Source organism: Pelomonas sp. Root1237 (genome assembly GCF_001425055.1).
Taxonomy (GTDB): Bacteria; Pseudomonadota; Gammaproteobacteria; order Burkholderiales; family Burkholderiaceae_C; genus Pelomonas.
The window spans coordinates 409,046-430,991 of the sequence record NZ_LMDK01000016.1; the positions used below are offsets into that span (position 1 = coordinate 409,046).

The window sequence follows — 21,946 nt, forward strand, 5'->3', positions numbered from 1 at the left end:
GCTTGGCGGTGCCGGCGCGCCTCAGCTCGAGCGATAGGCGTCGGCGTCCAGCCCGAGGCGGCGGATGCGGTCGTGCAGGGTCTTGCGCGCCAGGCCCAGGCGTTCGCCGGCCTTGGCGATATTGCCGCCGCTCTCCTGCAAGGCCTGCACGATCCACTGCCGCTCGACGGCAGCCAGCGCCTCGTCCAGCGGCGCTTGCGGCAGGGCGGCGGGCTCGCTGGGCGTCGGCAACCTGGGCGGTGTGGCTTCGCTGACCAGGCCCAGCACCCAGCGCTCGGCAAAGTTGCGCAGCTCGCGCACATTGCCGGGCCAGTCGCGCGCTGCCCAAGCCGCTAGCTGGGCGGCGCTCCAGGCCGGCACCGGGCGCTGCAGGCGTTCGCCAGCCTGGGCGCAGAAATGGCTCAGCAGCAGCGGGATGTCCTCGCGGCGCTGGCGCAGCGGTGGCAGCGCGATGCTGGCCACGTCCAGGCGGTAGAACAAGTCCTCGCGAAAGCGCCCTTCCCTCGCCAGCTCCAGCAGATCCACCTTGGTCGCGGCGACGACGCGGCAGGCCAGCGGCACGGCCGTGTTGGCGCCCAGGCGCTCGACGCTGCGCTCCTGCAGCACACGCAGCATCTTGACCTGTAGCGCCAGCGGCATGGACTCGATCTCGTCGAGGAAGACGGTGCCGTCGCCAGCAAACTCCAGCTTGCCGATGCGGCGCCTGGCCGCTCCCGTGTAGGCCCCGGCCTCGGCGCCGAAGATCTCGGACTCGAACACACTCTCGGGCAGGGCGCCACAGTTGATGGCGACAAACGGGCCGCTTGCGCCACTGGCCGCGTGCAGGGCGCGGGCGACGACCTCCTTGCCGGCACCGGTCTCGCCGTGGATGAGCACGTCTACACGTGCCGGACCGAGGGTGGCGATCAGCGTGCGCAGTTGCTCCATCGCGGCACTCGCTCCCAGCAAGCCGTCGGCGGGTCCGCCGGCAAGCTGGGCCTTCAGCCGCCGGTTTTCCAGCACCAGGCGGCGCTGAGCCAGCGCGCGGCGCACGACCTCGACGAGGTGCTCGGCCGAGAAGGGCTTCTCGATGAAGTCCCAGGCGCCGTCGCGCATGGCCTCCACGGCCATGCCGATGTCGCCGTGGCCGGTCACGAGGATGACGGGCAGCTCGGGGTCCTGCTCGCGCAGGCCTTGCAGCAGCGCCAGGCCACTGTCGCCGGGCAGTTGCACGTCGCAGACGACGATGCCGGCAAAGCCGGGTTGCAGCCAGGCGCGCGCCGCCTCGGCCGAGTCCACGCCCTGGGCCTGCAAGCCCGCCAGCCGCAGGCTCTGCGTGGTGGCCAGGCGGACGTGCTCGTCGTCCTCGACGAGCAGCACATCGGTGGGTTCAGGCGACGCCATGCGGTGATTGTGTGATGGGCAGCCTGAGGGTGAACTGCGCGCCGCCTTCCGGTCGGTTGCCGCCTTGCAGCGAGCCGCCCAGCGCGTTGGCGATGGAGGCCGAGATGGACAAGCCCAGGCCCAGGCCATCGCCGCGGCGCTTGGTCGTGAAGAAGGGTTCGAACAGGCGCGCCTGCACGTCGTCGCTCAGCCCGGGGCCGTCGTCGCTCACGCGCAGCAGCGCCTGGCCGGCATCGACCTCGGCCTGCAGCGTCACCGTGCCGCCGCCCTTCTCTGCGCTGGCGTCGATGCCGTTGCGCAGCAGGTTGACGAGCACCTGCTCGATGCGCACCTGCTGGCCCAGCACGGCCAGGCCTTCGGGCACGGGCAGGCAATCGAGCCTGACGCGCTGGCGGCGCGCCTCGGCGCTCACCAGGGCCACCGCGGCCTGGAAGGCTTCCACCACCACCACCGGCTGCACGCGCAGCTCGTCGCGCCGCGCAAAGCCCTTGAGCTGGCCAACGATGGCAGCGATGCGCTGGGTCAGGCTGTCGATGGACTGCAGATTGGTCTCGGCGTCGGCCTGCATGCCGCGTTCGAGAAAGACGCGGGCGTTGTCGTTCAGCGCCCGCAGCGCCGCCAGCGGCTGATTGATCTCGTGCGTGATGCTGGCGGCCATCTGGCCCAGCACGGCGAGCTTGCCGGCCTGCACGAGGTCGTCCTGTGTGGCGCGCAGCGTCTGCTCGGTGCGGTGCAGCTCGTCCACGCGCGCCTGCAGCTCGCGGGTGCGCTCGGCGATGCGCGTCTCCAGGCTGTCGTAGGCGGCACGCAGCTCGCCCTGGGCAGCCAGGCGCTCGCGGGCGCGGCGGCGGCGCAGCTGCAGGTAGGCCAAGGTCAGCAACAGCGATACCCAGCCCAAGGCGGCAGCCCAGGCACGGCCGGCGGCGATCTGCTCGGCGCCGCGGATCTCGGTGAAGGACAACAGCGTCCAACCGCGGCCCTGGACCGGCTGCTCGGTGACGAGGGCGCGCAGCTTGGCAGCCGCCGTGGCGATGCGCTCGATGCGCAGTTCGGTCGCCGCGCGTGAGGGCTCGCGCCCCAGCGCAGGCAGCGGCAGGTCGCCGTATTGCTGGGTGTCGTGCAGCTCTTTGCGCGTGGCATCGGACAGCGGCTGCAGCGTGCGGTACTTCCATTCCGGCCGGCTGGCCAGGAAAACCACGCCGCGCGCATCGGCCAGCATCAGCTCGCCAGCGCTGCGCGCCCAGTTGGCCTCCATCTCGTCGAGCGACACCTTCAGCACGACGACGCCCGCCGTGGGGCCGGACAGCCGGTGGGCGATGAAGTAGCCCGGCGTGCCGGTTGTCGAGCCGCGCGCATAGAAGTGGCCGCCGCCGCTCGCCATCGCGTCGCGGAAGTAAGGCCGGTAGGCGTAGTTCTGGCCGACAAAGGTCTGCGGGTCGCGCCAGTTGCTGGCGGCCAGCGTCAGGCCCTGCGCGTCGATCAGGAAGATGGCCGCTGCGGAGGCGTCTTGCGCAACGCCTTCGAGCAGCGCGTTGACGGCGGCCTGTTGCGCCTTGGAGTCCGGCTCCGCGAGCAGGCCGGCCAGCGCAGGGTGGCGGGCCAGCACCTGCGGCACGGCCTCGTACTTGTCGAGTGCGCCGGTCAGCTCGTGCGCGACAAAGCGCAGATGGCGCTGCGCGTCGTCGCGGGTCTGGGCCAGCGCCAGGTCCAGCGACAGCCGCCAGGCCGCGTACGCGACCGCTGCGCCGCCCAGCACCACCAGCAACAACAGCCCGAGACTGCGTCGCCAGCGGGCCGGCTTGTTTGCGTCAGTGGTGGGCAGCTTCGGCATCGATCCTTGAGTGTTGGCGCGTGTCACGCATCAACAGATAGACGAGCAGCGAGCAGGCGATCACCGCGGTAGCGTACCAATAGAAGCCGCTCTCCATGCCCTGCTGCTTGAACCACAGCGCGATGTACTCGGCGGTGCCGCCGAAGACCGACACGGCGATGGCATAGGGCACGCCGACACCGGTGGCGCGGATGGAAGCGGGGAAGAGCTCGGCCTTCACGACCGCGTTGATGGAGGTGTAGCCGCTGACGATGAGCCAGGCGCAGGCGATCAGGCCAAAGGCCTCGTACGGCCCTTGCGCGTGGCGCAGCGCCGTCAACAGCGGCACGGTGAAGATCGTGCCCAACACCGCAAAGCCCAGCAGCAGCGGCTTGCGGCCGATGCGGTCCGACAGCGCGCCGTAGATTGGCTGCAGCAGGGCCGCGAACACCAGGCTGGCGGCGGACACGGCCGTGGTCTGCGCGTCGGTGAGGCCCACCGACAGCTTCAGGAACTTCTGCATATAGGTCGTGTAGACGTAGAAGGCCAGCGTGCCGCCCATGGTCAGGCCGATGACGATCAGGCATTCGCGCGGGTGCTGCAGCAGCAGCTTGAAGCCACCCATGCGGTCCTTGTTGCGCTTCTTCTCAGCCTGGAAGGCCTGGGTCTCGGGCAGGTCGGACCGCATGACCAGCGCCACGATGGCCAGCAGCGCGCCGATGAAGAAGGGGATGCGCCAGCCCCAGGCCTTGAGCTGGGCGGCGTCGAGCACGAAGTTCTGCAGCACCAGCAGCACGACGAGCGCCGTCAGCTGGCCACCGATCAGCGTCACGTACTGGAAGCTGGCATAGAAGCCGCGGTGCTTGGACGTCGCCATCTCCGACAGATAGGTGGCGCTGGAGCCGTACTCGCCACCCAGGCTCAAGCCCTGCAGCAGGCGCGCGAACAGCAGGATGGCCGGCGCCCAGACGCCGACGGCGGCATAGGTGGGCGAGCAGGCGATCAGCAGCGAGCCGCCGCACATCAGCAGCACCGAGGCCATCAGCGCCAGGCGCCGGCCGTGGCGGTCGCCGATGTAGCCGAACAGCAGGCCGCCGACGGGCCGGATGAAGAAGCCTAAAGCGAAGATGGCCGCCGTCGACATCGACTGGGCCACCGGGTCGGATGATGGGAAGAAGGACGACGAGAAGTAGAGCGAGAAGGCCGCGTAGCAGTAGAAGTCGTACCACTCGACGAGGTTGCCGAGGGAGCCGACGAGGATGGCCTTCAGGCGGCTGAACTCGATGCGGTCGGGCGCTGCCGCCACAGCGGCCGAAGCCGGGGGATAGATCGCTGACATGGGGCTTGTCTCCTGGGTTGTGTGCCCCAGGATGAGCAGCTTGCGTGCCAAGACCGTGCGTGGCCGTGCGCCAGGGTGGCGCGCGATGCACGCCCCCCCGTCACTTCGGCGGATTTCCGCCGAGCATGACGCCGCGCAGCCGCCGCTGGCGGAGATCCGCCGCCGCGCTCAGCGCTGCTGGGCGACCCACTCCATGACCAACTCGCGCAGCACCGGCAGCGGCACCTGGCCGGCGGTCAGCACGACGCGATGGAAGCCCTTGACCTCGAACTTCGGGCCCAGCGCCTGGGTCGCCTCGGCACGCAGCTTGGTGATCTCCAGCTGGCCGATCTTGTAGCCCAGCGCCTGGCCGGGCCAGACGATGTAGCGCTCGACTTCGGAGACGACATCGCTCTCGGCCATGGAGGAGTTGTCCAGCATGAACTTGATGGCCCGCTCCCTCGTCCAGCCCTTGGCATGCAGGCCGGTGTCCACCACCAGGCGCATGGCGCGCAGTTGCTCGTCCGACAGACGGCCGTACCACTGATAGGGGTCGGTGAAGAGGCCGAGTTCCTTGCCCAGGCTCTCCGCGTAGAGCGCCCAGCCTTCGACGTAGGCGGTGTAGTTGCTGCCGAAGCGGCGGAAGGCCGGCAGCGTCGCATCTTCCTGCGCGATGGAGATCTGGAAATGGTGGCCGGGCGAGGCTTCGTGCAGGGACAGGGTCTCCATGCCGAAGATGGGCTGGGCCTTCAGGTTGAAGGTGTTGACGTAGAACACGCCCGGCCGCGAGCCGTCGGTCGTGCCGTTCTGGTAGGAAGCGCCGGCGGCGCTCTCGGCGCGGAAGGCCTCGACTTCCTTGACCTCGTAGTCGGCCTTGGGTTGGATGTCGAAGAGCTTGGGCGTCAGGCCGTTGATCTTCTTCTGCAGGTCGCGGTAGCCATTGAGCAGGTCCTCCGGCTTGCTGAAGTAGAACCTGGGGTCGTCCTGCAGGTACTTGAAAAAACCTTTCAGGTCGCCCTGGAAGCCGACCTCCTTTCGCACGCCCTCCATCTCGCCGAGGATGCGCGCGACCTCCTTCAGGCCAATGGCATGGATCTGGTCGGGCGTCAGCTTCAGCGTGGTGGACTGCTGCACACGGTGGGCATACCAGGCCTTGCCATCGGGCAGGGCCGACCAGCCCGTGCTCTTGCGCGCCTTGGGCATGTACTCGTCGCGCACAAAGGCCAGCAGGCGGGCATAGGCGGGCAACACGCCCGTCGACAGCAACTTGCGCATCTCGGCCGCAATGCGCTCGCGGTCGGCAGCGGGCACCGCCTCGGGGAAGTTCTTGATCGGCCCCCAGAACAGGCTCTTCTCGGGGTCGGTCACGGCCAGGGCCGTCAGCTGCGGCAGCACCTTTTCCATGACCGCGCGCGGCTGGGTCACGCCAGCCTTCAGGCCGTCACGCATGTTGGCGATGCTGCCGTCGAACAGGGGCACCGCCAGGGCCAGGCGCTTGAGCCAGTCGTCGTAGTCCTTGGTCGTCCTGAAGGGCTGGATGGATTGGCCCGTGCCCATCTGGGCCAGGAAGCTGGGCAGGCCGCCGATCTGGCTGATGGGCTGCATCCAGTCCGGGAAACGCTCGCCAGCCAGGTTCTGCTCCAGGTCGAGCCTGAGGATGCTGTAGGAGACGCGGTCCCTGGGTTCCAGTTTGGCCTTGCTGAAACCGGTCAGGGCCTTCAATTGCTCCTGCAACTCGCGCTTGGCCTGGACGCGGTAGGCCGCGGTCGTGGTGTCGATGAGGCGGTCGTTGTAGCGCGGGTCGCCGAGGGATGTGGCGAGGATGGGCTGGCGCTGCAGCGTCAGTTCCCACTGGGCGTCCAGCCATTGGTGGAAGCGTTCGCTTTCAGAAGGGGCGGCCCACGCGGGCAGGCTGGCGACAAGCAGGCTCAGGGCAAGGCGACGACGCATGAGGTCTCCAGTTTCGAAGTGGCGCGATGCTAGCCATAGACCTGCTGACAGCCAAAGGGCATGGCTTCCCTACAATTTGCCCGAGCCCCGCCTTTGCGGGGCTGTTGTCGTTTCTAGGTCCGCATGACTCTGCCCTCGCTGCCCGTTGTTCAACCCGGCAAGAAGTTCACCCACCCCCGCCCCGTCGGCTCGGCCGACGCCCTGTTGCTCGCGCGCTTCGTGCAGCAGCAGCGCGACGCCGGGCGCATGGCCGCCATCTTCACGGCCGAGCCGGGCGACACGCAGCGCCTGGAAGACGAGCTGAAGTTCTTCGCGCCCGAACTCAAGGTCGCCGTCTTCCCCGACTGGGAAACCCTGCCCTACGACAGCTTCAGCCCCCACCAGGACCTGATCTCCGAGCGCCTGGCCACGCTGTGGGAGCTGCTGCAAAGCAAAAAAACGAAAAGCATCGACGTGGTGTTGATGCCGGCCAGCACCGCGCTGACGCGCCTCGCGCCACCCAGCTTCCTGGCCGGCACCACCTTCAACTTCAAGCAGAAGCAGCGGCTGGACGAAGCATCGCTGCGCTCGCAGCTGACGCTGGCGGGCTACACCAACGTCAGCCAGGTCGTGCAGCCGGGCGAGTACGCCGTGCGCGGCGGCCTGATCGACCTGTTCCCGATGGGCTCGGCCGTGCCCTACCGCGTCGACCTGTTCGGCGACGAGGTCGATTCCATCCGCACCTTCGACCCCGACACCCAGCGCAGCCTCTACCCGGTGCCGGATGTGCGCCTGCTGCCCGGCCGCGAGTTCCCGATGGACGAGGCGGCGCGCAAGAAGTTCCGCGAACGCTGGCGCGAGAAGATGGACGGCGACCCGAGCAAGGCGCGCATCTACCGCGACATCGGCGAGGGGCTGGCGAGCGGCGGCATCGAGTACTACCTGCCGCTGTTCTTCGAGCAGACAGCCACGGTCTTCGACTACCTGGGTGGCGAGGCCGGCCTGGCCCTGCATGGCGAGGTTGACGAGGCCATCCAGCGCTTCTGGACCGATACCAGGGAGCGCCACCGCTTCCTGCAGCACGACCCCGAGCGGCCGCTGCTGCCGCCGCAGGAGATCTTCCTGACGACCGAGGACTTCTTCGGCCTGACGCACCCGCATGCCGTGCTGTCCGTGCGCGGCAACGACCCGGTGGAGTTCGCGCGGCCGCTGCCGGACGTGAGCGTCGAGCGTGGCGCGCAGGAGCCGCTGGCCCGCCTGGCCGCCCACATCAAGGCCACGCCGCAGCGCGTGCTGCTGCTGGCAGAAAGCGAAGGCCGGCGCGAGAGCCTGCTGGAGCAGTTGCGCGACAGCAAGATCGACACGCCTTCGGTGAAGGACCTGGCCGAGTTCTTCGCGCAGGGCAAGGACGGCGAGAAGTTCGCCATCACCGCCGCGCCGCTGGCTGAGGGCTTCTTCTGGAACGACGCCGAGCACCCGGTCCAGCTCTTCACCGAGACCGAACTGTTCGCGACCACGCCCACCACGCGGCGCCGGCGCAAGCAGGAGCAGGTCAGCGACGTCAACGCGCTGATCAAGGACCTGTCCGAGCTGAAGGTGGGCGATCCGGTCGTGCACATCAACCACGGCATCGGGCGCTACCAGGGCCTGGTCAACATCGACGTGGGCGACGGCAGTTCGGAGTTCCTGCACCTGGAGTACGCCGACAAGGCGACGCTGTATGTGCCGGTGGCCCAGCTGCACCTGATCGGCCGCTACACCGGCGTGAGCGCCGAGGAAGCGCCGCTGCACAAGCTGGGCTCGGGCCAATGGGAGAAGGCCAAGCGCAAGGCCGCCGAGCAGGTGCGCGACACCGCCGCGGAGCTGCTCAACCTCTACGCCCGCCGCGCCGCCCGCGAGGGCCATGCCTTCCGCTACTCGGGCCACGACTACGAGGCCTTCGCCGCGTCGTTCGGGTTTGAAGAAACGCCCGACCAGCGTGCCGCCATCCACGCCGTCATCCAGGACATGATCAGCCCCAAGCCCATGGACCGCCTGGTCTGCGGCGACGTGGGCTTTGGCAAGACCGAGGTGGCGCTGCGCGCGGCCTTCGTCGCGGTGATGGGCGGCAAGCAGGTCGCCATCCTGGCGCCCACCACGCTGCTGGCCGAGCAGCATTACCAGAACATCGTCGACCGCTTTGGCGCCTGGCCGGTCAAGGTGGCGGAGATGAGCCGCTTCCGCTCGGCCAAGGAGATCAAGGCCGCCATGGAGGGCATCGCCGACGGGACGCTGGACATCGTCGTCGGCACGCACAAGCTGCTGTCCGCCGAGGTCAAGTTCAACCGCCTGGGCCTGCTCGTCATCGACGAGGAACACCGCTTCGGCGTGCGCCACAAGGAGGCGATGAAGGCCATGCGCGCCGAGGTCGACGTGCTGACGCTGACGGCCACGCCGATTCCCCGCACCCTCGGCATGGCCTTGGAAGGCCTGCGCGACCTCAGCGTCATTGCCACCGCGCCGCAGCGCCGCCTGGCCATCAAGACCTTTGTGCGCGCCGAAAGCAGCGGCACCATCCGCGAGGCGGTGCTGCGCGAGTTGAAGCGCGGCGGCCAGGTCTATTTCCTGCACAACGAGGTCGAGACCATCGAGAACCGGCGCCAGAAGCTCGAAGAGCTGGTGCCCGAGGCGCGCATCGTCATCGCCCACGGCCAGATGCCCGAGCGCGAGCTGGAGCGCGTCATGCGCGAGTTCGTGGCCGGCAAGCACAACCTGTTGCTCTGCTCGACCATCATCGAGACCGGCATCGACGTGCCGAGCGCCAACACCATCATCATTGCCCGTGCCGACAAGTTCGGCCTGGCCCAGCTGCACCAGCTGCGCGGCCGCGTCGGGCGGTCCCACCACCAGGCCTATGCCTACCTGATGGTGCCGGACATGCAGGGCCTGACCAAGCAAGCCCTGCAGCGCCTGGACGCCATCCAGGCCATGGAGGAACTGGGCTCGGGCTTCTATTTGGCGATGCACGACCTTGAAATCCGCGGCGCCGGCGAGATGCTGGGCGAGCACCAGAGCGGCAACATGATGGAGGTGGGATTCCAGCTCTACAACGACATGCTCAGCGAAGCCGTGCGGTCCCTCAAGGCCGGCCGCGAGCCCGACCTGCTGTCGCCGTTTGCCGCCACAACCGAGATCAACCTGCACGCCCCGGCCCTGCTGCCCGATGCCTACTGCGGCGACGTGCAGGTGCGGCTGTCCCTCTACAAGCGCCTGGCCACGGCCGAGAAGAACGAGCAGATCGACGCCATGCTCGAAGAGATCACCGACCGTTTCGGCAAGCTGCCCACGCAGGGCCAGACCCTCTTCGACACTCACCGCCTGCGTGTGCTGGCCAAGCCCTACGGCGTCAGCAAGATCGACGCGGCACCGACGTTGATCAACATCAACTTCCGCCCCAACCCGCCCATCGACCCGATGCGCGTCATCGAGCTGGTGCAGAAGAACCGCAACATCAAGCTGGTTGGCAACGAGAAGCTGCGCGTGGAGAAGGCTCTCTCCAGCCCGCAGGACCGCGCCCAGGCCGTGCGGGAGGTGCTGAGGCTGCTGGGGCAGCCGATCAAGACCGATTAAGCCCTAGCGTCCTTGAACCGGCGCCAGCCCGCGCAACGCGGCATCGGCGCGGTTCAGCAGTTCGGCAAAGCCCTGGCGCTGCGCCAGCTCCACCGCCTCCAGCAGCAAGGGCCGCGCGTCGCGCGCCGGCAACCCCTCGGCCTGCAGCAGCAGCCCCTCGGCCAGCGGCTCCAGCAGGCCGGCGTCGCGTGCGACGGCCACCTGGCGGGCGGCAGCGGCCGCGTCGCCGGCCAGCAGGTCCAGCCGCGCGAGGCGGATCAGCAGCAGCGGGTGCTGGCTGCGTGGCAGCAGCGCACGCAAGCGCTCGGCCAGAGTGGGGTCGGGCGGCAGGCCGCGGGCCTCGCGCAGCAGGCCGCGCAGCCAGGCGAGGTGTGACACGCGCAGCGGGTCGCGGCTGCTCGCCAGCAAGGGCTCGGCCAAGCCCAAGTCGGCTTCGGCGAGATCGAGGCAGCCGCTCTGCCAGTACAACCGCGCGCGCCGCGTCAGCGCCTCGGCCTCGAACAGGGCCGAACCTTGCGAGCGGCCCAGCTCCAGCGCGCGGTCCAGCACGCCGCGCGCCTCGCCGTAGCGGCCGGCGCTGGTCAGCGTGAGGCCCAGCATCAGCAGCGACAAGGTCTCGGTATGCGCCACGCCCTGCCAGCTCAGCAGGCTGCGCCGCGCCATCTGTTCGGCGCGATCCAGCTCGCCCAGCGCCTGCAGCATCACGCCCAGGTCGCTCTCGATGGTCAGGCCCCGACAGTAGTCGGGATGGCGCTCCAGCAGCAGCTCGAAGGCATCGCGCGCGGCCCGCACCTGGCCACCGAACCAGTGGATCTGGCCTTCGTAGCTCAGCAGCGAGGGCCGCGCCGGTGCGAGTTGGCGCAGCTGGCCCAGCAGCGCCCAGGCGGCCGGGATGTCGGGCTCGCGCATGGCCAGCTCGATCAACACCTCACAGGCATTGCAGCGCTCGGCCAGCGGCAGCCGCGGCAACAGCGGCCGCAGGCGCTCGGCCAGCGTGGCGGCATGCGCCAGGTCGCCCGAGAACACGGCGTTGTCCACCAGGCCGGCCAACGCCTGCCCCTGGATCTGCTCGCGCTGCGCCGGGTCGGCCACGGCGCCGGCCAGCTCCAGCACCTGCTGCAGCGCTTGGCGACCGGCAGGCAGGTCATGCAGTAGCGCACATTCGGCCAGACTGAGCCGGGCTTGCAGCGCCAGCGCCGGCTCGCGCGACTCGGCGGCAACGCGCTGCCACAGCGCCTGGGCCTCGTCGTAGCGGCCGCGCAGCTTCTGCTGAGCCGCGCCGCGGTGCAGCCAGGCCAGCGCCGTCTGCGCCTCGCCGGCGCCCTGCCACAGCGCGGCCACGGCCAGGGGCTCGGCGGCGCCTTCCGCGCGCGCGCCCAGCGCCAATGCGGCCCGTTGTCGCAGCGCCTGCGCCTCGAAGGCCGGCAGCATCGCGAGAACCGCTTCGCGCACCAGGTCATGCCGGCATTGCAGGGCGCCGTCGGGCTCTTCGCGCAGCAATGCGGCCTGCAGCGCCAACCGGGCCGCGGGCAGCAATTCGGCATCGGGCACCGCGGCCACGCTGCCCAGCACCGCCAGCGGCAGCGGCCGGGCCAGCACGGCTGCCGCGCCGACGAGGCCATGCGCCGCCGGGCTCAGGGCCTGCCAGCGCCGCAACAGCAACTCATGCACGCGCGGGGACACGGGCGCGCCGTCGGCCCGGGCCCGCAGCAGCTCACCCAGCACAAAGGCATTGCCGTGGCTGGCCGCGAGCAGCGCGGGCGCGTCGGCGGCGCGCTGGCCGGCGCGATTCAGCAGCTGCTGCACAGCTTCCAGCGCCAGCCCCGGCAGCGCCAGGCAACGAACGTCCTGCTGCCGGGCCAGCCAGTCGCGGTGTTCGGCCGGCAGCTCTTCGCCCCGCGCGGCACCGCGCCAGCGCAGCCGGCCGCGGTGGCTCAGCAGGGCCAGCAGCTCCAGGCTGGCCGCGTCCACCCATTGCAGGTCATCGACCAGCAACAGCGGCCCCAGCGCCTCCAGCACGCGCGCCAGGCCCTCCAGCAGCCGGGCACGGGCACTCAAGGCGTCCAGCGGCGGCAAGGGCTCGTCGATGGCCAGCTCGGGCAGCAGCCGCGCCAGGTCCAACCGGTAGGCTGCCAGGCCGCGCTCGGGCTGGCGCAGCAGCGCCCGCAACGTGTCCAGGCGCGGCAGCAGCAGTTCGACGACGGGCCGGTAAGGCATCTGCGCCAGCCCCTCGCGGCCTTGCAGCACGGGGGCGCCGGGGAAGGCCGCCTTCAGCACGCTGGTCTTGCCCACGCCGGCCTCGCCCAGCAGCACCAGCGCCGGCGCGGCCTCGCGGCGGATCTGGCCCAGCCATTCAGCGCGGCCGCACAGCGCCTGATCGGTTTCGGTCGGCGGCGCCCCGCCCCGCTCCAGCAGCACACGCAGCGGCGCCTGCCAGGCTGCGGTGCCGGCGCGTTGCAAAGCGCGCCGAGCGGCTTCGTCCCAGCGGCGTTGCAGCAGCGCGCCATGGTCGTCGGCCCAGCGCCAGAACTCGTCGAAGCCGGCAAACCTGAAACCCTGCAGCCAGGCCATGGCCGGACGGGCCAGCAGCTCGGCGCCGTCGGCCTCGGCGCAGGCCATCTCCAGCAAGGCCAGGTCGTGCGGCAGCTGGAGACAGACGCGCTGCCGCTCGGCCACCAAGGCATCGGCCTGGCCGAACCCGGCCAGCAGCTGGCGCAGCCGGTGCAAGTTGATGCGCAGATGGTGCCGGGCCTGTTCGCGATCGGCATCCGGCCAGAACAGCGCCGCAAGCTGGCCACGCTCCACCCAGTGGCCCAGGCAGGCCAGATGGATCAGCAGGCAGCCCGGCAGTGTGGCGGGCAGAGGCAGACTTTCAGCGGCATCGGCCTGCCAGGCCGGCGCTCCCAGCAGCTTGAGCATGGCGCGCAGTGTGCCGTGGCGCTTCCCGCGGTCAAGCGCGGCGGCGGCGCAATACCAGCAAGCCGATGCCGGCCGCCAACATCAGCCATGCCGAGGGTTCGGGCACCGGCGTCAGCGTGGCGGAGAAGTTGTCCAGGCTGAGGAAGGCGCTGCCGCCGGTGCAGCCGTTGACGCTGTTGCAACTGGTGCCAAGCGTGTAGCGGAAGCCCACGTAGATCGGCAGGGCGCCCGCGCTGAAGTCGGGGCGCTGCGCGGACCCGGCCACCGGTGGCACCCAGTCGGCCGCCGCGGCCACGAAGGACCACTGCTGCGACAGGTAGTCGGGCTTGATCATTGCCTTGCCAGTCACGAGGTCGCTGCCGATGACGGTGTAGGTCACGCCGTTTTGCATCAGGGCCGGCCGGATGCTGCCAAGCGTGTCGAAGGCAAAGCTGCTGGACAGCCCGCGGATGTCGGCGCTGAATTCCAGCTTCTGCAGCGCGCCCAACTGCGCCGGGTCGTAGGCCAGCGCCGTATAGAAGGCACCCAGCCGGTTCGCCGAGCTGGACAGGCCGGGGCTGCTCGGCGTGACGTAGCTGATCACCCAGTGCGAGCCCGGGTTGCCCAGGTTGGCGTCGATGACCATGTTGGCGTCCGCCGGCCCATCGTCGGTGATCTGGACCAGGCTCCAGTCGGCGGCATGGAAGTCACCGACCTGCAGGCTCAGGCCCGAGGCGGCGGCATGCGTGGCGAGTGCCAGCGCAAGGCCGGCGACAGAAACAGAGGCGAGGCGAGACATGAGCGAACTCCACGGCTTGAGGACGTGGCGGACTCTGCGCGACCAGCGTCTCTGCACCGTCTCAAGCTAGGGGCTGCCTGCGCCCGCGTCCCTGCCTAGACTGCGCCACCCTGCCGACCGGAGCATCGCGATGAAGAAGCTGGCTTTTGTTGCTGCAGTCCTGCTGCCCACCCTGGCCAGCGCCGCCGGCCTGGAGGGCACGACGGTGGACCTGCGCTATGACTTCGACAACGGCACAACCGTCTTTCACACCCAGGACAGCGTCCTTGTCGGCGCCGGCACCGAGCTGAGCTGCCCGGGCGCCGCCCAGGTCTGCCAGGTGCTGACGTCGCCGACCCAGACCCTGGATTTCGGCGACAGCAGCGTCCGCTATGACTACACCGGCCCGGGCAGCGGCTTCGACAACATTGCCGTCAACCACTTCCGCTTCGAAAGCCTGTTCGGCAGTGGCACCGCCATCACCGGCGTACAGCTGACGAGCAATGGCATCGCCGGCCTGGACGCGTCACGGCTGAGCTTCACCGCTCACAGCGTGCAGGTCGACATGCGCGGCCTGCCACTGGCGAGCCAGGCCTTCTTCCAGCTCGACCTGCAGACGGCGCCCGTGCCCGAGCCGGCCAGCGCCGCGCTGCTGTTGGGCGGTCTCGCGCTTTTGCTTGCCCGGCGCCGCGCATGAGCGCATCGGGATAATGCGGCCCATTGATGGCCTGCCCTATCCTGACTCCGTGACCTCCCCCGCTTCTGACGGCCTCGTCCTGCGCGACGGCCCCGCGCTGCCGCCGCTGTCCCATTTCAAGCTTGCCGCCTTCGACATGGATTCGACGCTGATCAGCATCGAGTGCATCGACGAGATCGCCGCACTGGCCGGCAAGGGCTCCGAAGTCGCCGCCATCACCGAAGCGGCGATGCGGGGCGAGATCACCGACTTCAAGGACAGCCTGCGCCGCCGCCTGGCCCTGCTCGCGGGCGTGCCGGCGACCGTGCTGGACCGCGTGCTGGCCGAGCGGCTGACGTTCAACCCCGGTGCGCGCGAGCTGTGCGCGGCGTTGAAGGCGGCCGGGCTCAAGCTCGTGCTCGTCTCCGGCGGCTTCACCTTCTTCACCCGCTTCGTCGCAGCCGAGCTGGGCATGGACTTCGTGCGCAGCAACGAGCTGGAAATCGTCGATGGTGCCCTCACCGGCCGCGTCGTCATGCAGGACTGGGGCGACATCTGCGACGGCGAGCAAAAGCGCCTGATGCTGCTGCAGAGCTGCGAGTCAGTTGGCTGCCGGCCCGACCAATCAATAGCCGTCGGCGACGGCGCCAACGACCTGCCCATGATGGGCGCGGCGGGCCTGTCGGTGGCCTATCACGCCAAGCCCAAGGTGCGCGAGCAGGCACGCATTGCCATCAACACAGGCGGCCTGGAGCGGCTGCTGGAGCTGCTCAGACCGTGAGGCGGCTGGCGGCGCTGCTGCTGGCCACCGTGCTCGCGGGCACGGCGACGGGGCAGCCGCTGCCTTCACCACCCCCGCTGCGATTCGTTGCGGCCACCAACAACGCCCTGCCCATCGCCGAGTTCGACGCTAACGGGCGCCTGGTCGGCGGCATGGTCAAGGATCTGGGCGAGCTGATTGCAGCCGGCCTGGACCGCCCGGTCAGTTTTGTGCCGATGGCGGGCAAGCGCGTCAGCGCCGCCCTGCTGGCCGGCGAGGCCGACGCCGTCTGCTTCGTGCTGCCGGAATGGCTGCAGGGCGACTTCCGCTGGACGCGCGGCCTCATTCCCGATGCCAGCCTCGTCGCAGCCCATGCCGACGCCCCGGCGCTCAAGACGCTGGAGCAGGTCGCCGGCCAGCCCCTGGGCACGGTGCAGGGCTACAGCTATCCGCGGGCAGAGCAGGCGCTGGGCAAATGATTCAGGCGCAGCGACGTGCCCGGCATGGCGGCCAACCTGCGGCGGCTGGCCGCGGGCAAGGTGCGGTATGCGCTCGTGGAGAAAACCTCGCTGCAGTTCTTCCTGCGCGAGCAGCCGAACGCGCCGGTGCGCATCGCCTGGGTCATCAACCAGTTCGACGCGCGCTGCGCCTTCTCGCCGCGCTCGGGTGTGCCCTTCGCCGAGCTGGCCTCGGTGCTGGACCGCCTCGTCAGCGACGGCAGCGTGGAGCGGGTGCTCGCACGCTACCGCTGATCAGCCCCGCAGGCGCCGGCGCGCCACGCCACCCATGACGGCCAGGCCGGCCAGCATCAACGCGTAGCTCTCGGGTTCGGGCACGGCCGTGACGGCCAGCACGTCGGCGACGATGGGCGTCGAGTTGGACCCGGCGACGGTCGTCCAGTTGGCGTTCACGGCCAGGGCTGACTTCAGTTGCGCCATCGAGCTGAAAGGCGCGTCGTTGGTCGTGACCTGCGCCGTGAACTGCGTGTAGCGCGTCGCCGTCGCGGCGTCGACCTTGTACTCGCGCAGTTGGATGCCGGAAAGGCCGGTCGCGGCAGTGGGATTGTCGGACGAGGTGTAGGTGCCGCGGTTGGAAAGTGCGCCCAGGAAGGTGATGGCCGAGGCCTGGTAGTTCGTCGCATAGGACGCGGCCTGGAAGGCGTAGAGGATGTCGCCGCCGCTGGAGATGTTGGACGCGCCGCCGTTCAGGTTGACGACCACGCCGTTGGCAGTGCCGCCGGCCGTGCCGGACTTGGCCGCGTACTGGCCGTTGACGCCCGTGCCCAGCAGCGCCACCGACGTACCTGCATTCACCTTGGCGCTGGCCGTCCAGGACCAGAAGGTCTCTGCCGTCGTCGAGAACACACCGGCGGCCGACGTCGTCTGCAGCACGTTGGTGTCGGTGAAGTAGATCGTCGTGCCCGCGGCGATGTCGACGAAGCTGACGAAGGACCAGCCGCCGACCGTCGTGTTGCCATTCACGCCGGTGAAGGCGAATTGGGTGTTGCTCAGCGAGGTGCCGGCAGCCTGGACGGTGCCGATGGAAGCGGCCAGGGCGATCAGGGTCAGGGACTTGTTCATGGATGGTCTCCGTTGTGTTGTCGTGGTTGGAATCAGCGGGCGCGCCGGCGTCCGACGGCCAGGGTCAGCAAGCCGCCCAGGGCCAGCAGGGCCGAGCCCGGCTCGGGAACGGGGGCGGCGGCGAGCACGAGGTTGTCGAGCGACACGCCGTAGTAGCTGTCGCGGTTGGTCAGCGAGAAGCCGGCGATGTCGGCCGCCCCGCCCGTGCGTGCGAAGGCATAGCGGCCATCGCTGCGGCCGCTCAGATCAACGGCCTGGATGAGGCTGCCGTCGGTGCGGTACAGGCTCAGCGTGATCGCGCCGCCGTCGGCATCGCGCAGCTGCAAGCCCAGGGCCGACACGGGCGAGGCGAAGCGGGCCGAGATCGCGCCGAAGCCGTCGGCCGCGCCGGCCTGCGGGCCGACGCCGAACAGGGCCAGGCCGTCGGCGTCACCATAGTTGTAGGCGCCGAGGTTGGCGCCGGCTGCGCCGGCCAGCAGCGTCAGGCCCACGCTGGGCGCGCCGATGCTGAGGTCGTCGAACCAGTCCTGCGCCACTGCGCCCGGCCGCGGCGCCTTGGTCACGGCCAGCTCCTGGCCGGCGAAACGCTCGCCGAACTGCATGCCGCCACTGCTCAGCAGGCCATCGATGGCAGCGCCATCGGTCAGCTCGGAGAAGGTGACGGCGGCACCGCCGAGCGAGGCATAGGCCACCTCGTTCGTCGCACCGGCCTGGGCCGCGCTCACGGTGAGGCCGAGCAGCAGCGCGGCCAGGGGTTGAAGTCGGAATCGCATGTTGTGGTCTCCTTTTTTCAGCGGCCGCCGCCGACGATGCTGACGTTGTCGAAATCGGCCGTGACGACCGCGCTGTTGCTGCCCGATGAGAGGGCCAGGCCGACGTAGAGGCTGGCGGCCGTCACGTTGACGTTGGTCTTCTCGGCCCAGGTCACGCCGTCGGTGGACGCGGCGGAATACAGCGCATTGCCGCGCCGCTGCACGCGCACCCAGACGGGCGGCGTGGACGCTGCAAAGCCAGCCAGGTTGGACTTGTTGTTGCCGTTGATGGCGGCGCGGATCTCGCCGGTCGTCGAGTAGCGCGCCGTCCAGGCGTAGACCGGGCTGCCCGTGATGCCATCCGCCGCGACGACACCGGCACGCGCCGAGTCGGCATTGCCGCCCTGCGTCACGACGCGGGCCGTGAAGGTGAAGTCCCCTGTCAGCGCCGTGTACTTGAAGTTGAAGGTGTAGGGGCTGCCGGTGTTGATGGCACCAGCGCCGGACAGCGTGTAGGTGCCGGTGGCCTGCACATAGGCGGCAGCGGGCACGATGGCGGTGACCAGCGGGCTCATGGCCTGCTCGCCGCTGCCCGTGCTGCAAGGCAGGGTCACGGTGCAGGCCGTGCCTGGAATCAAGGGCGGCGGATTGGGCGACGGACTGGGCGCGGGTGTCGGGGCTGGCGCCGGCGTGGGCGATGGGCTGGGTGCGGGGCTTGGCGTCGGGCTGGGCGTCGGGGATGGGCTGGGCGCCGGCGAACCGGGCAGCGGCGCGGGCACGGGGCCCTGTGCGGCGAACAGGCCCACGCGACCGGCACCGGCCGCCGCCTGCACGGCACCGCGCGCGGCGTCGGCCGTGCGCAGCGTGTAGGCATACGGCGGCACCCAGTTTTGCGCCACCGGCACGCCCTCGCAGCCCTGCAGCTCGATGTCGACAACGGCGGTCATCGGCTTGCCCAGGTCGTCCTTGTCGCTGATGAAGCGATGACCGCTGCTGCGCATCGAGATCGCGTCCTTGCCGCCGGCCAGCTTGCCGCAGACCTCCTTGGGCTTGAGGCCGGTGAATTCGTAGAAGTTGTTCTCGTTGATGACGTCGGACTGGTAGCGCGCGTCCAGGCCCGAGCCGAACTTCATGTCGTTGTCGCTCGTCGTCGTGCTGCCGGTGACGAGGTTGTTGTACATGTGCAGCTGGCCGAAGCGCACCAGCGGCAGGCGGCTGTAGGCGTAGTTCCACCAGTTGCCGGTCAGCGTCACGTGCAGGCGGCCGGCGTCGCTCCAGGCGCGGCCGGAGTCGCCGTTGCCGATCAGGCTGTTCTTGTGGTGCTTGCTGAAGACGCTGTTGGAGACGGTCACGTAGTCGCTGCCACGCACCACGTCCAGCGCGCCGTCGTGGCGCGTGTCGCTGGCCAGCGAATCGGGCGTGTCGCCATCGCTGATGGTCACGTGGTCGAGCCAGATCTGCTGGCCGCGCGTGACAGTCAGGCCGTCCATGTAGGCGTTGTCGCTGTCCTCGGGGTTGACGTCCCAGGGCGTGTCGATGGCCAGGTTGCGCAGGATGATGTTGCGCGTCCAGGTCGGGTAGGCCTCCGGGTCCTTGCCCGCCGCGACCCAGGTCTTGAAATCGGCCTCGGGGTCGCCGCCGGGCGCCAGTGCGGCCTCGATGCCGATCAGCAGTTGCGTGCCGGTGATGCGCGCCGGGCGGCCGTTGCTGTCGTTGATACCGACCAACGTCGTGTTGGACGGGATGGAGAAGGAGCCGCCGTTCTTCTGGTCCAGGAAGCCCGTGTATTCCTCGAACACCGTGTTGCCATCGCGCCAGCGGAAATCGATGTGGCCGACGATGCGGATGATCTTGGGCTCGTTCTTCGCCTCGCGCAGAGCCGCCAGCAGCTGCTCCTTGTTGAACACCGTATAGACGCGGTTCGCCGCGGCCGAAGAGCCGCCGGTGACCAGCACCCTGCCCTTGCGCGACCGGTTGTGCCAGCCGGTGTCGGGTGCCGTCTCGCGCTCGAAGGTCAGCTGGCCGCCGGTCGGGTCGACGGTGGCGAACTGCCAGGCCGGCAGCTTGGGCGCCGCGCGATAGTTGCTCGGGTTGTGCAGGCCGCTGATGGTGACCGGCGCCGCGTAGCTGCGCGTGCCGACGTCGAAGAGCAGCGGCGCGGTCGTGTCGGTCAGGTTGACGGCGTCGATGACCGGCGCGGGCGGCGGCGGTACCGGGCGCGGGTCACGCACCGCCAGGGCCTTGGCGGTTGCCGTCTCAGTGCTGGCTGCCGGTGCATCAAGGCGGCTAGCCGAGGCCTGCTCGCTCGACTGCGGCGAGGCGATGCTCGCGGGGTTCTCCTGGCCTCCCCCGCAGGCCAACAGGCCAAGCGAGATGGACGAGGCCAGCAGGCCCAGCTTGGGCCGAGTCCACCGAATCAGGGGACTAGTGCCCCCCGCCGAGTCGAGAAAGGGGGCTGGGGTAGGCGCGGCTTGCAGCTCAGGCTGGGAGCCTGGGCTAGAGTCGCAACACCCCCCTGCCCCCTTTCCCGGCTCGGCCCGAAGGGTGAGCGGCAAAACGGCCGCACTCGTCGTTGAAACTGCTCGCCAGGTGTCCAACCTGGCTCCGCGTTTCGCCTCGATTGCGGCCGTTTTGCCGCTCACGGGGGGCACTAGCCCCCTGATTCGGTGGACTGGGGTCATGGCATGTCTCCTGGCGCGCTCGTACAGCGCGCGCTTTGTCTTTGTTGGGCATGCCGCCCCCTGGGCTCGAGCGTTCGCAAGGAAGCAGGCGCAGGCCCGCCTGGCACCGACCCGTCAGGGGTCAGGCGCGCAGCGCTTCAGCAATGGCAGGGGACGGGGGATCGGCGGCAGGCCGAGATGGCGCTTCGGCCCTCGCGGCACCGGCTCGCTTGGGCGTCAAACAGGGGAGCGGGCACAGCAGGCGCCTCGCACTGCGTCGGCTGACGAAACCCCGGCCACCCGGCGGTATCCGGTCAGCGGTTTCGGCTCAGCGAGCAGTTGGAACAGTGTTTCGTTTTTGGGATTGACGGTCAACGCCGGGCAATCCCTGAGGGCATTTGTTCAGGGGGCGAGGCGAACCCGCAGGCAGCGTTGTCGGCCGCTCGCACGATGAACGCCTCACCGTCATGACGGCCGAGTCAATCGCCGCTCGGCCCCTGGATCACCCTGACCTGCTGACCGCCAAACTCAACGAGCTGGCCGGCGCGCATCTTGGCCGTCTTGCGCAACTCGACTTGGCCGTCCACTTTCACCTCACCGGCCGTGATCAGCGCGCGGGCCTGGCCGCCGCTGTCCGCCAGGCCGGTGGCTTTGAGCAATTTGTCGAGTTCGATGAACTCGCCGCGCAGTGGGAGGTCGATGGCAGGCATGCCGGGATTGTCGTCGCCGCGCTCCCGCGCGCGCTGCTCCACGTGGCCGTATGCTGGCCCGCGCAAGGTCATCATTTATTCCCACCCCCCTAGAATATCTATGTCGAAAACATTGACAGTCATTTCATTCGGACACACCCGTGAATAGGAATTAGTGTGTACCAACAATGACTTAGGTAACTTGGCACGGGTGGTGCTAACGGAGGTTGTCTGGCGGTTTTTTCCGCATCTTCAGCAACCCTCAAGGGAGTTCTCGATGACCAAGTTCCTTACCTCCGTGGCACTTGCCGCAGGCCTGATGGCCGCTGGCAGCGCCAACGCCTACCTCGTCTTCACCGGCGTCGACAACAACGGCAATGCCAGCGCACAAGTCGCTCCCACGAATTCGAGCGCTGCTGAAACCAGCTTCAAGAGCAACCTCGTCGGCGTTGGCACGGAAAACTTCGAAACCCGTGCTGGCGGCGCGCCGCTGGCCCTGGACTTCGGCGCTGCCGGCACCGCCACGCTGAACGGCGCTGGCTCTGTCGCCACCAACACCGCCGGCAACACCAACGGCGCTGGCCGCTACTCTGTCCCCGGTGGCACCCGCTACTGGGAAGTGTCTGCCGGCGGCGGCAGCCCCTTCCAAGTCGACTTCACCAATTCCCTGGCAGCCTTCGGCTTCTACGGCATTGACCTGGGCGACTTCGGCGGCACCCTGACGCTGGAACTCTCCAAGGGCGGCGTCGTGGTCGGCTCGCAAGTCGTCACCACCGCAGCGCAGAACGTCGCTGACGGCAGCGTCCTGTACTTCGGCCTGATCGCCTCCAACGCCTCTGAAGAATTCGACCGGATTCGCTTCCTGTCGACCGTCGGCTCCGGCGACATCTTCGCCTTCGACAGCTTCACGATCGGCACCAAGGAACAAGTGCGTCAGCTGCCCGAGCCGGCCAGCCTGGCACTCGTCGCCGGTTCGCTGCTGGGCCTGGGCCTGGTGCGCCGTCGCCGCGCCTGATAGAGCTTCAGCTCACGCCCAAACGGCGGCCTTCGGGCCGCCGTTTTTTCTTGGGTCGCGCCGTTTTGCACCGCCGCGTGCAATGTCAG

General features: G+C 69.3%; 16 protein-coding genes. 6 read left to right on the forward strand and 10 right to left on the reverse strand.

The window, feature by feature from the left end; translation table 11 throughout:
• Positions 1-21: 21 nt before the first annotated feature.
• From ASC91_RS14730 to ASC91_RS14745, 4 genes are all read right to left on the reverse strand, one after another.
• Positions 22-1,383: a sigma-54 dependent transcriptional regulator gene (locus ASC91_RS14730; protein WP_056197962.1), complete on the reverse strand. Its 1,362-nt coding sequence runs from the start codon at positions 1,381-1,383 to the stop codon at positions 22-24.
• Positions 1,370-3,214 (reverse strand): ATP-binding protein, encoded by a 1,845-nt coding sequence (locus tag ASC91_RS14735; protein WP_056197963.1) that lies wholly within the window; start codon positions 3,212-3,214, stop codon positions 1,370-1,372. Before ASC91_RS14735 ends, ASC91_RS14730 begins: the two co-directional genes overlap by 14 nt.
• Positions 3,192-4,532 (reverse strand): MFS transporter, encoded by a 1,341-nt coding sequence (locus ASC91_RS14740; protein ID WP_056197965.1) that lies wholly within the window; start codon positions 4,530-4,532, stop codon positions 3,192-3,194. The genes ASC91_RS14735 and ASC91_RS14740 overlap by 23 nt, the downstream gene beginning before the upstream one ends.
• Positions 4,533-4,700: 168 nt before the next feature.
• Positions 4,701-6,461, reverse strand: a complete 1,761-nt coding sequence (locus ASC91_RS14745) for a DUF885 family protein (protein WP_056197966.1) — start codon at positions 6,459-6,461, stop codon at positions 4,701-4,703.
• Positions 6,462-6,584: 123 nt separating this feature from the next.
• On the opposite strand from ASC91_RS14745, the gene mfd reads away from it, so the two are divergent.
• Positions 6,585-10,049, forward strand: coding sequence for a transcription-repair coupling factor (mfd, locus tag ASC91_RS14750; protein WP_056197968.1), 3,465 nt, complete (start codon positions 6,585-6,587; stop codon positions 10,047-10,049).
• A gap of 3 nt (positions 10,050-10,052) precedes the next feature.
• Here mfd and ASC91_RS30660 read toward each other — a convergent pair whose 3' ends face one another.
• Positions 10,053-12,968 (reverse strand): AAA family ATPase, encoded by a 2,916-nt coding sequence (locus ASC91_RS30660; RefSeq protein ID WP_056197970.1) that lies wholly within the window; start codon positions 12,966-12,968, stop codon positions 10,053-10,055.
• A 31-nt stretch (positions 12,969-12,999) separates the two neighbouring features.
• A complete protein-coding gene (locus tag ASC91_RS14760; protein ID WP_056197972.1) occupies positions 13,000-13,746 on the reverse strand; it encodes a PEP-CTERM sorting domain-containing protein in 747 nt (248 codons plus the stop codon).
• A 130-nt stretch (positions 13,747-13,876) separates the two neighbouring features.
• Between ASC91_RS14760 and ASC91_RS14765 the strand changes: the two genes are divergently transcribed.
• The 4 genes from ASC91_RS14765 to ASC91_RS14780 are packed head-to-tail and all read left to right on the forward strand — an operon-like array spanning position 13,877 to position 15,913.
• Entirely contained in the window at positions 13,877-14,422 is a 546-nt protein-coding gene (locus ASC91_RS14765; protein ID WP_056197974.1) for a PEP-CTERM sorting domain-containing protein, read from the forward strand.
• A gap of 13 nt (positions 14,423-14,435) precedes the next feature.
• A complete protein-coding gene (gene serB, locus ASC91_RS14770; protein WP_056197976.1) occupies positions 14,436-15,182 on the forward strand; it encodes a phosphoserine phosphatase SerB in 747 nt (248 codons plus the stop codon).
• Positions 15,179-15,640 carry an ABC transporter substrate-binding protein gene (locus ASC91_RS14775; protein WP_056197978.1) on the forward strand — a complete coding sequence of 154 codons (462 nt, stop codon included), beginning with the start codon at positions 15,179-15,181 and terminating at the stop codon, positions 15,638-15,640. Before serB ends, ASC91_RS14775 begins: the two co-directional genes overlap by 4 nt.
• A gap of 24 nt (positions 15,641-15,664) precedes the next feature.
• Positions 15,665-15,913 (forward strand): hypothetical protein, encoded by a 249-nt coding sequence (locus tag ASC91_RS14780; RefSeq protein ID WP_056197980.1) that lies wholly within the window; start codon positions 15,665-15,667, stop codon positions 15,911-15,913.
• On the opposite strand, the gene ASC91_RS14785 is transcribed toward ASC91_RS14780, so the two are convergent.
• The 4 genes from ASC91_RS14785 to ASC91_RS14800 all read right to left on the reverse strand — a co-directional run bounded on the left by ASC91_RS14785 (position 15,914) and on the right by ASC91_RS14800 (position 20,863).
• On the reverse strand, positions 15,914-16,741 hold the full coding sequence (locus tag ASC91_RS14785) for a PEP-CTERM sorting domain-containing protein (RefSeq protein ID WP_056197982.1): 828 nt from the start codon (positions 16,739-16,741) through the stop codon (positions 15,914-15,916).
• Between the two features lie 32 nt (positions 16,742-16,773).
• Entirely contained in the window at positions 16,774-17,514 is a 741-nt protein-coding gene (locus ASC91_RS14790) for a hypothetical protein (RefSeq protein ID WP_056197984.1), read from the reverse strand.
• Positions 17,515-17,531: 17 nt separating this feature from the next.
• Entirely contained in the window at positions 17,532-19,724 is a 2,193-nt protein-coding gene (locus tag ASC91_RS14795) for a polysaccharide lyase family 1 protein (RefSeq protein WP_235531990.1), read from the reverse strand.
• Between the two features lie 908 nt (positions 19,725-20,632).
• On the reverse strand, positions 20,633-20,863 hold the full coding sequence (locus ASC91_RS14800) for an RNA-binding S4 domain-containing protein (RefSeq protein ID WP_056199600.1): 231 nt from the start codon (positions 20,861-20,863) through the stop codon (positions 20,633-20,635).
• 256 nt (positions 20,864-21,119) lie between these two features.
• On the opposite strand from ASC91_RS14800, the gene ASC91_RS14805 reads away from it, so the two are divergent.
• Positions 21,120-21,857: a PEP-CTERM sorting domain-containing protein gene (locus ASC91_RS14805; RefSeq protein WP_056197986.1), complete on the forward strand. Its 738-nt coding sequence runs from the start codon at positions 21,120-21,122 to the stop codon at positions 21,855-21,857.
• Positions 21,858-21,946 lie beyond the last annotated feature (89 nt).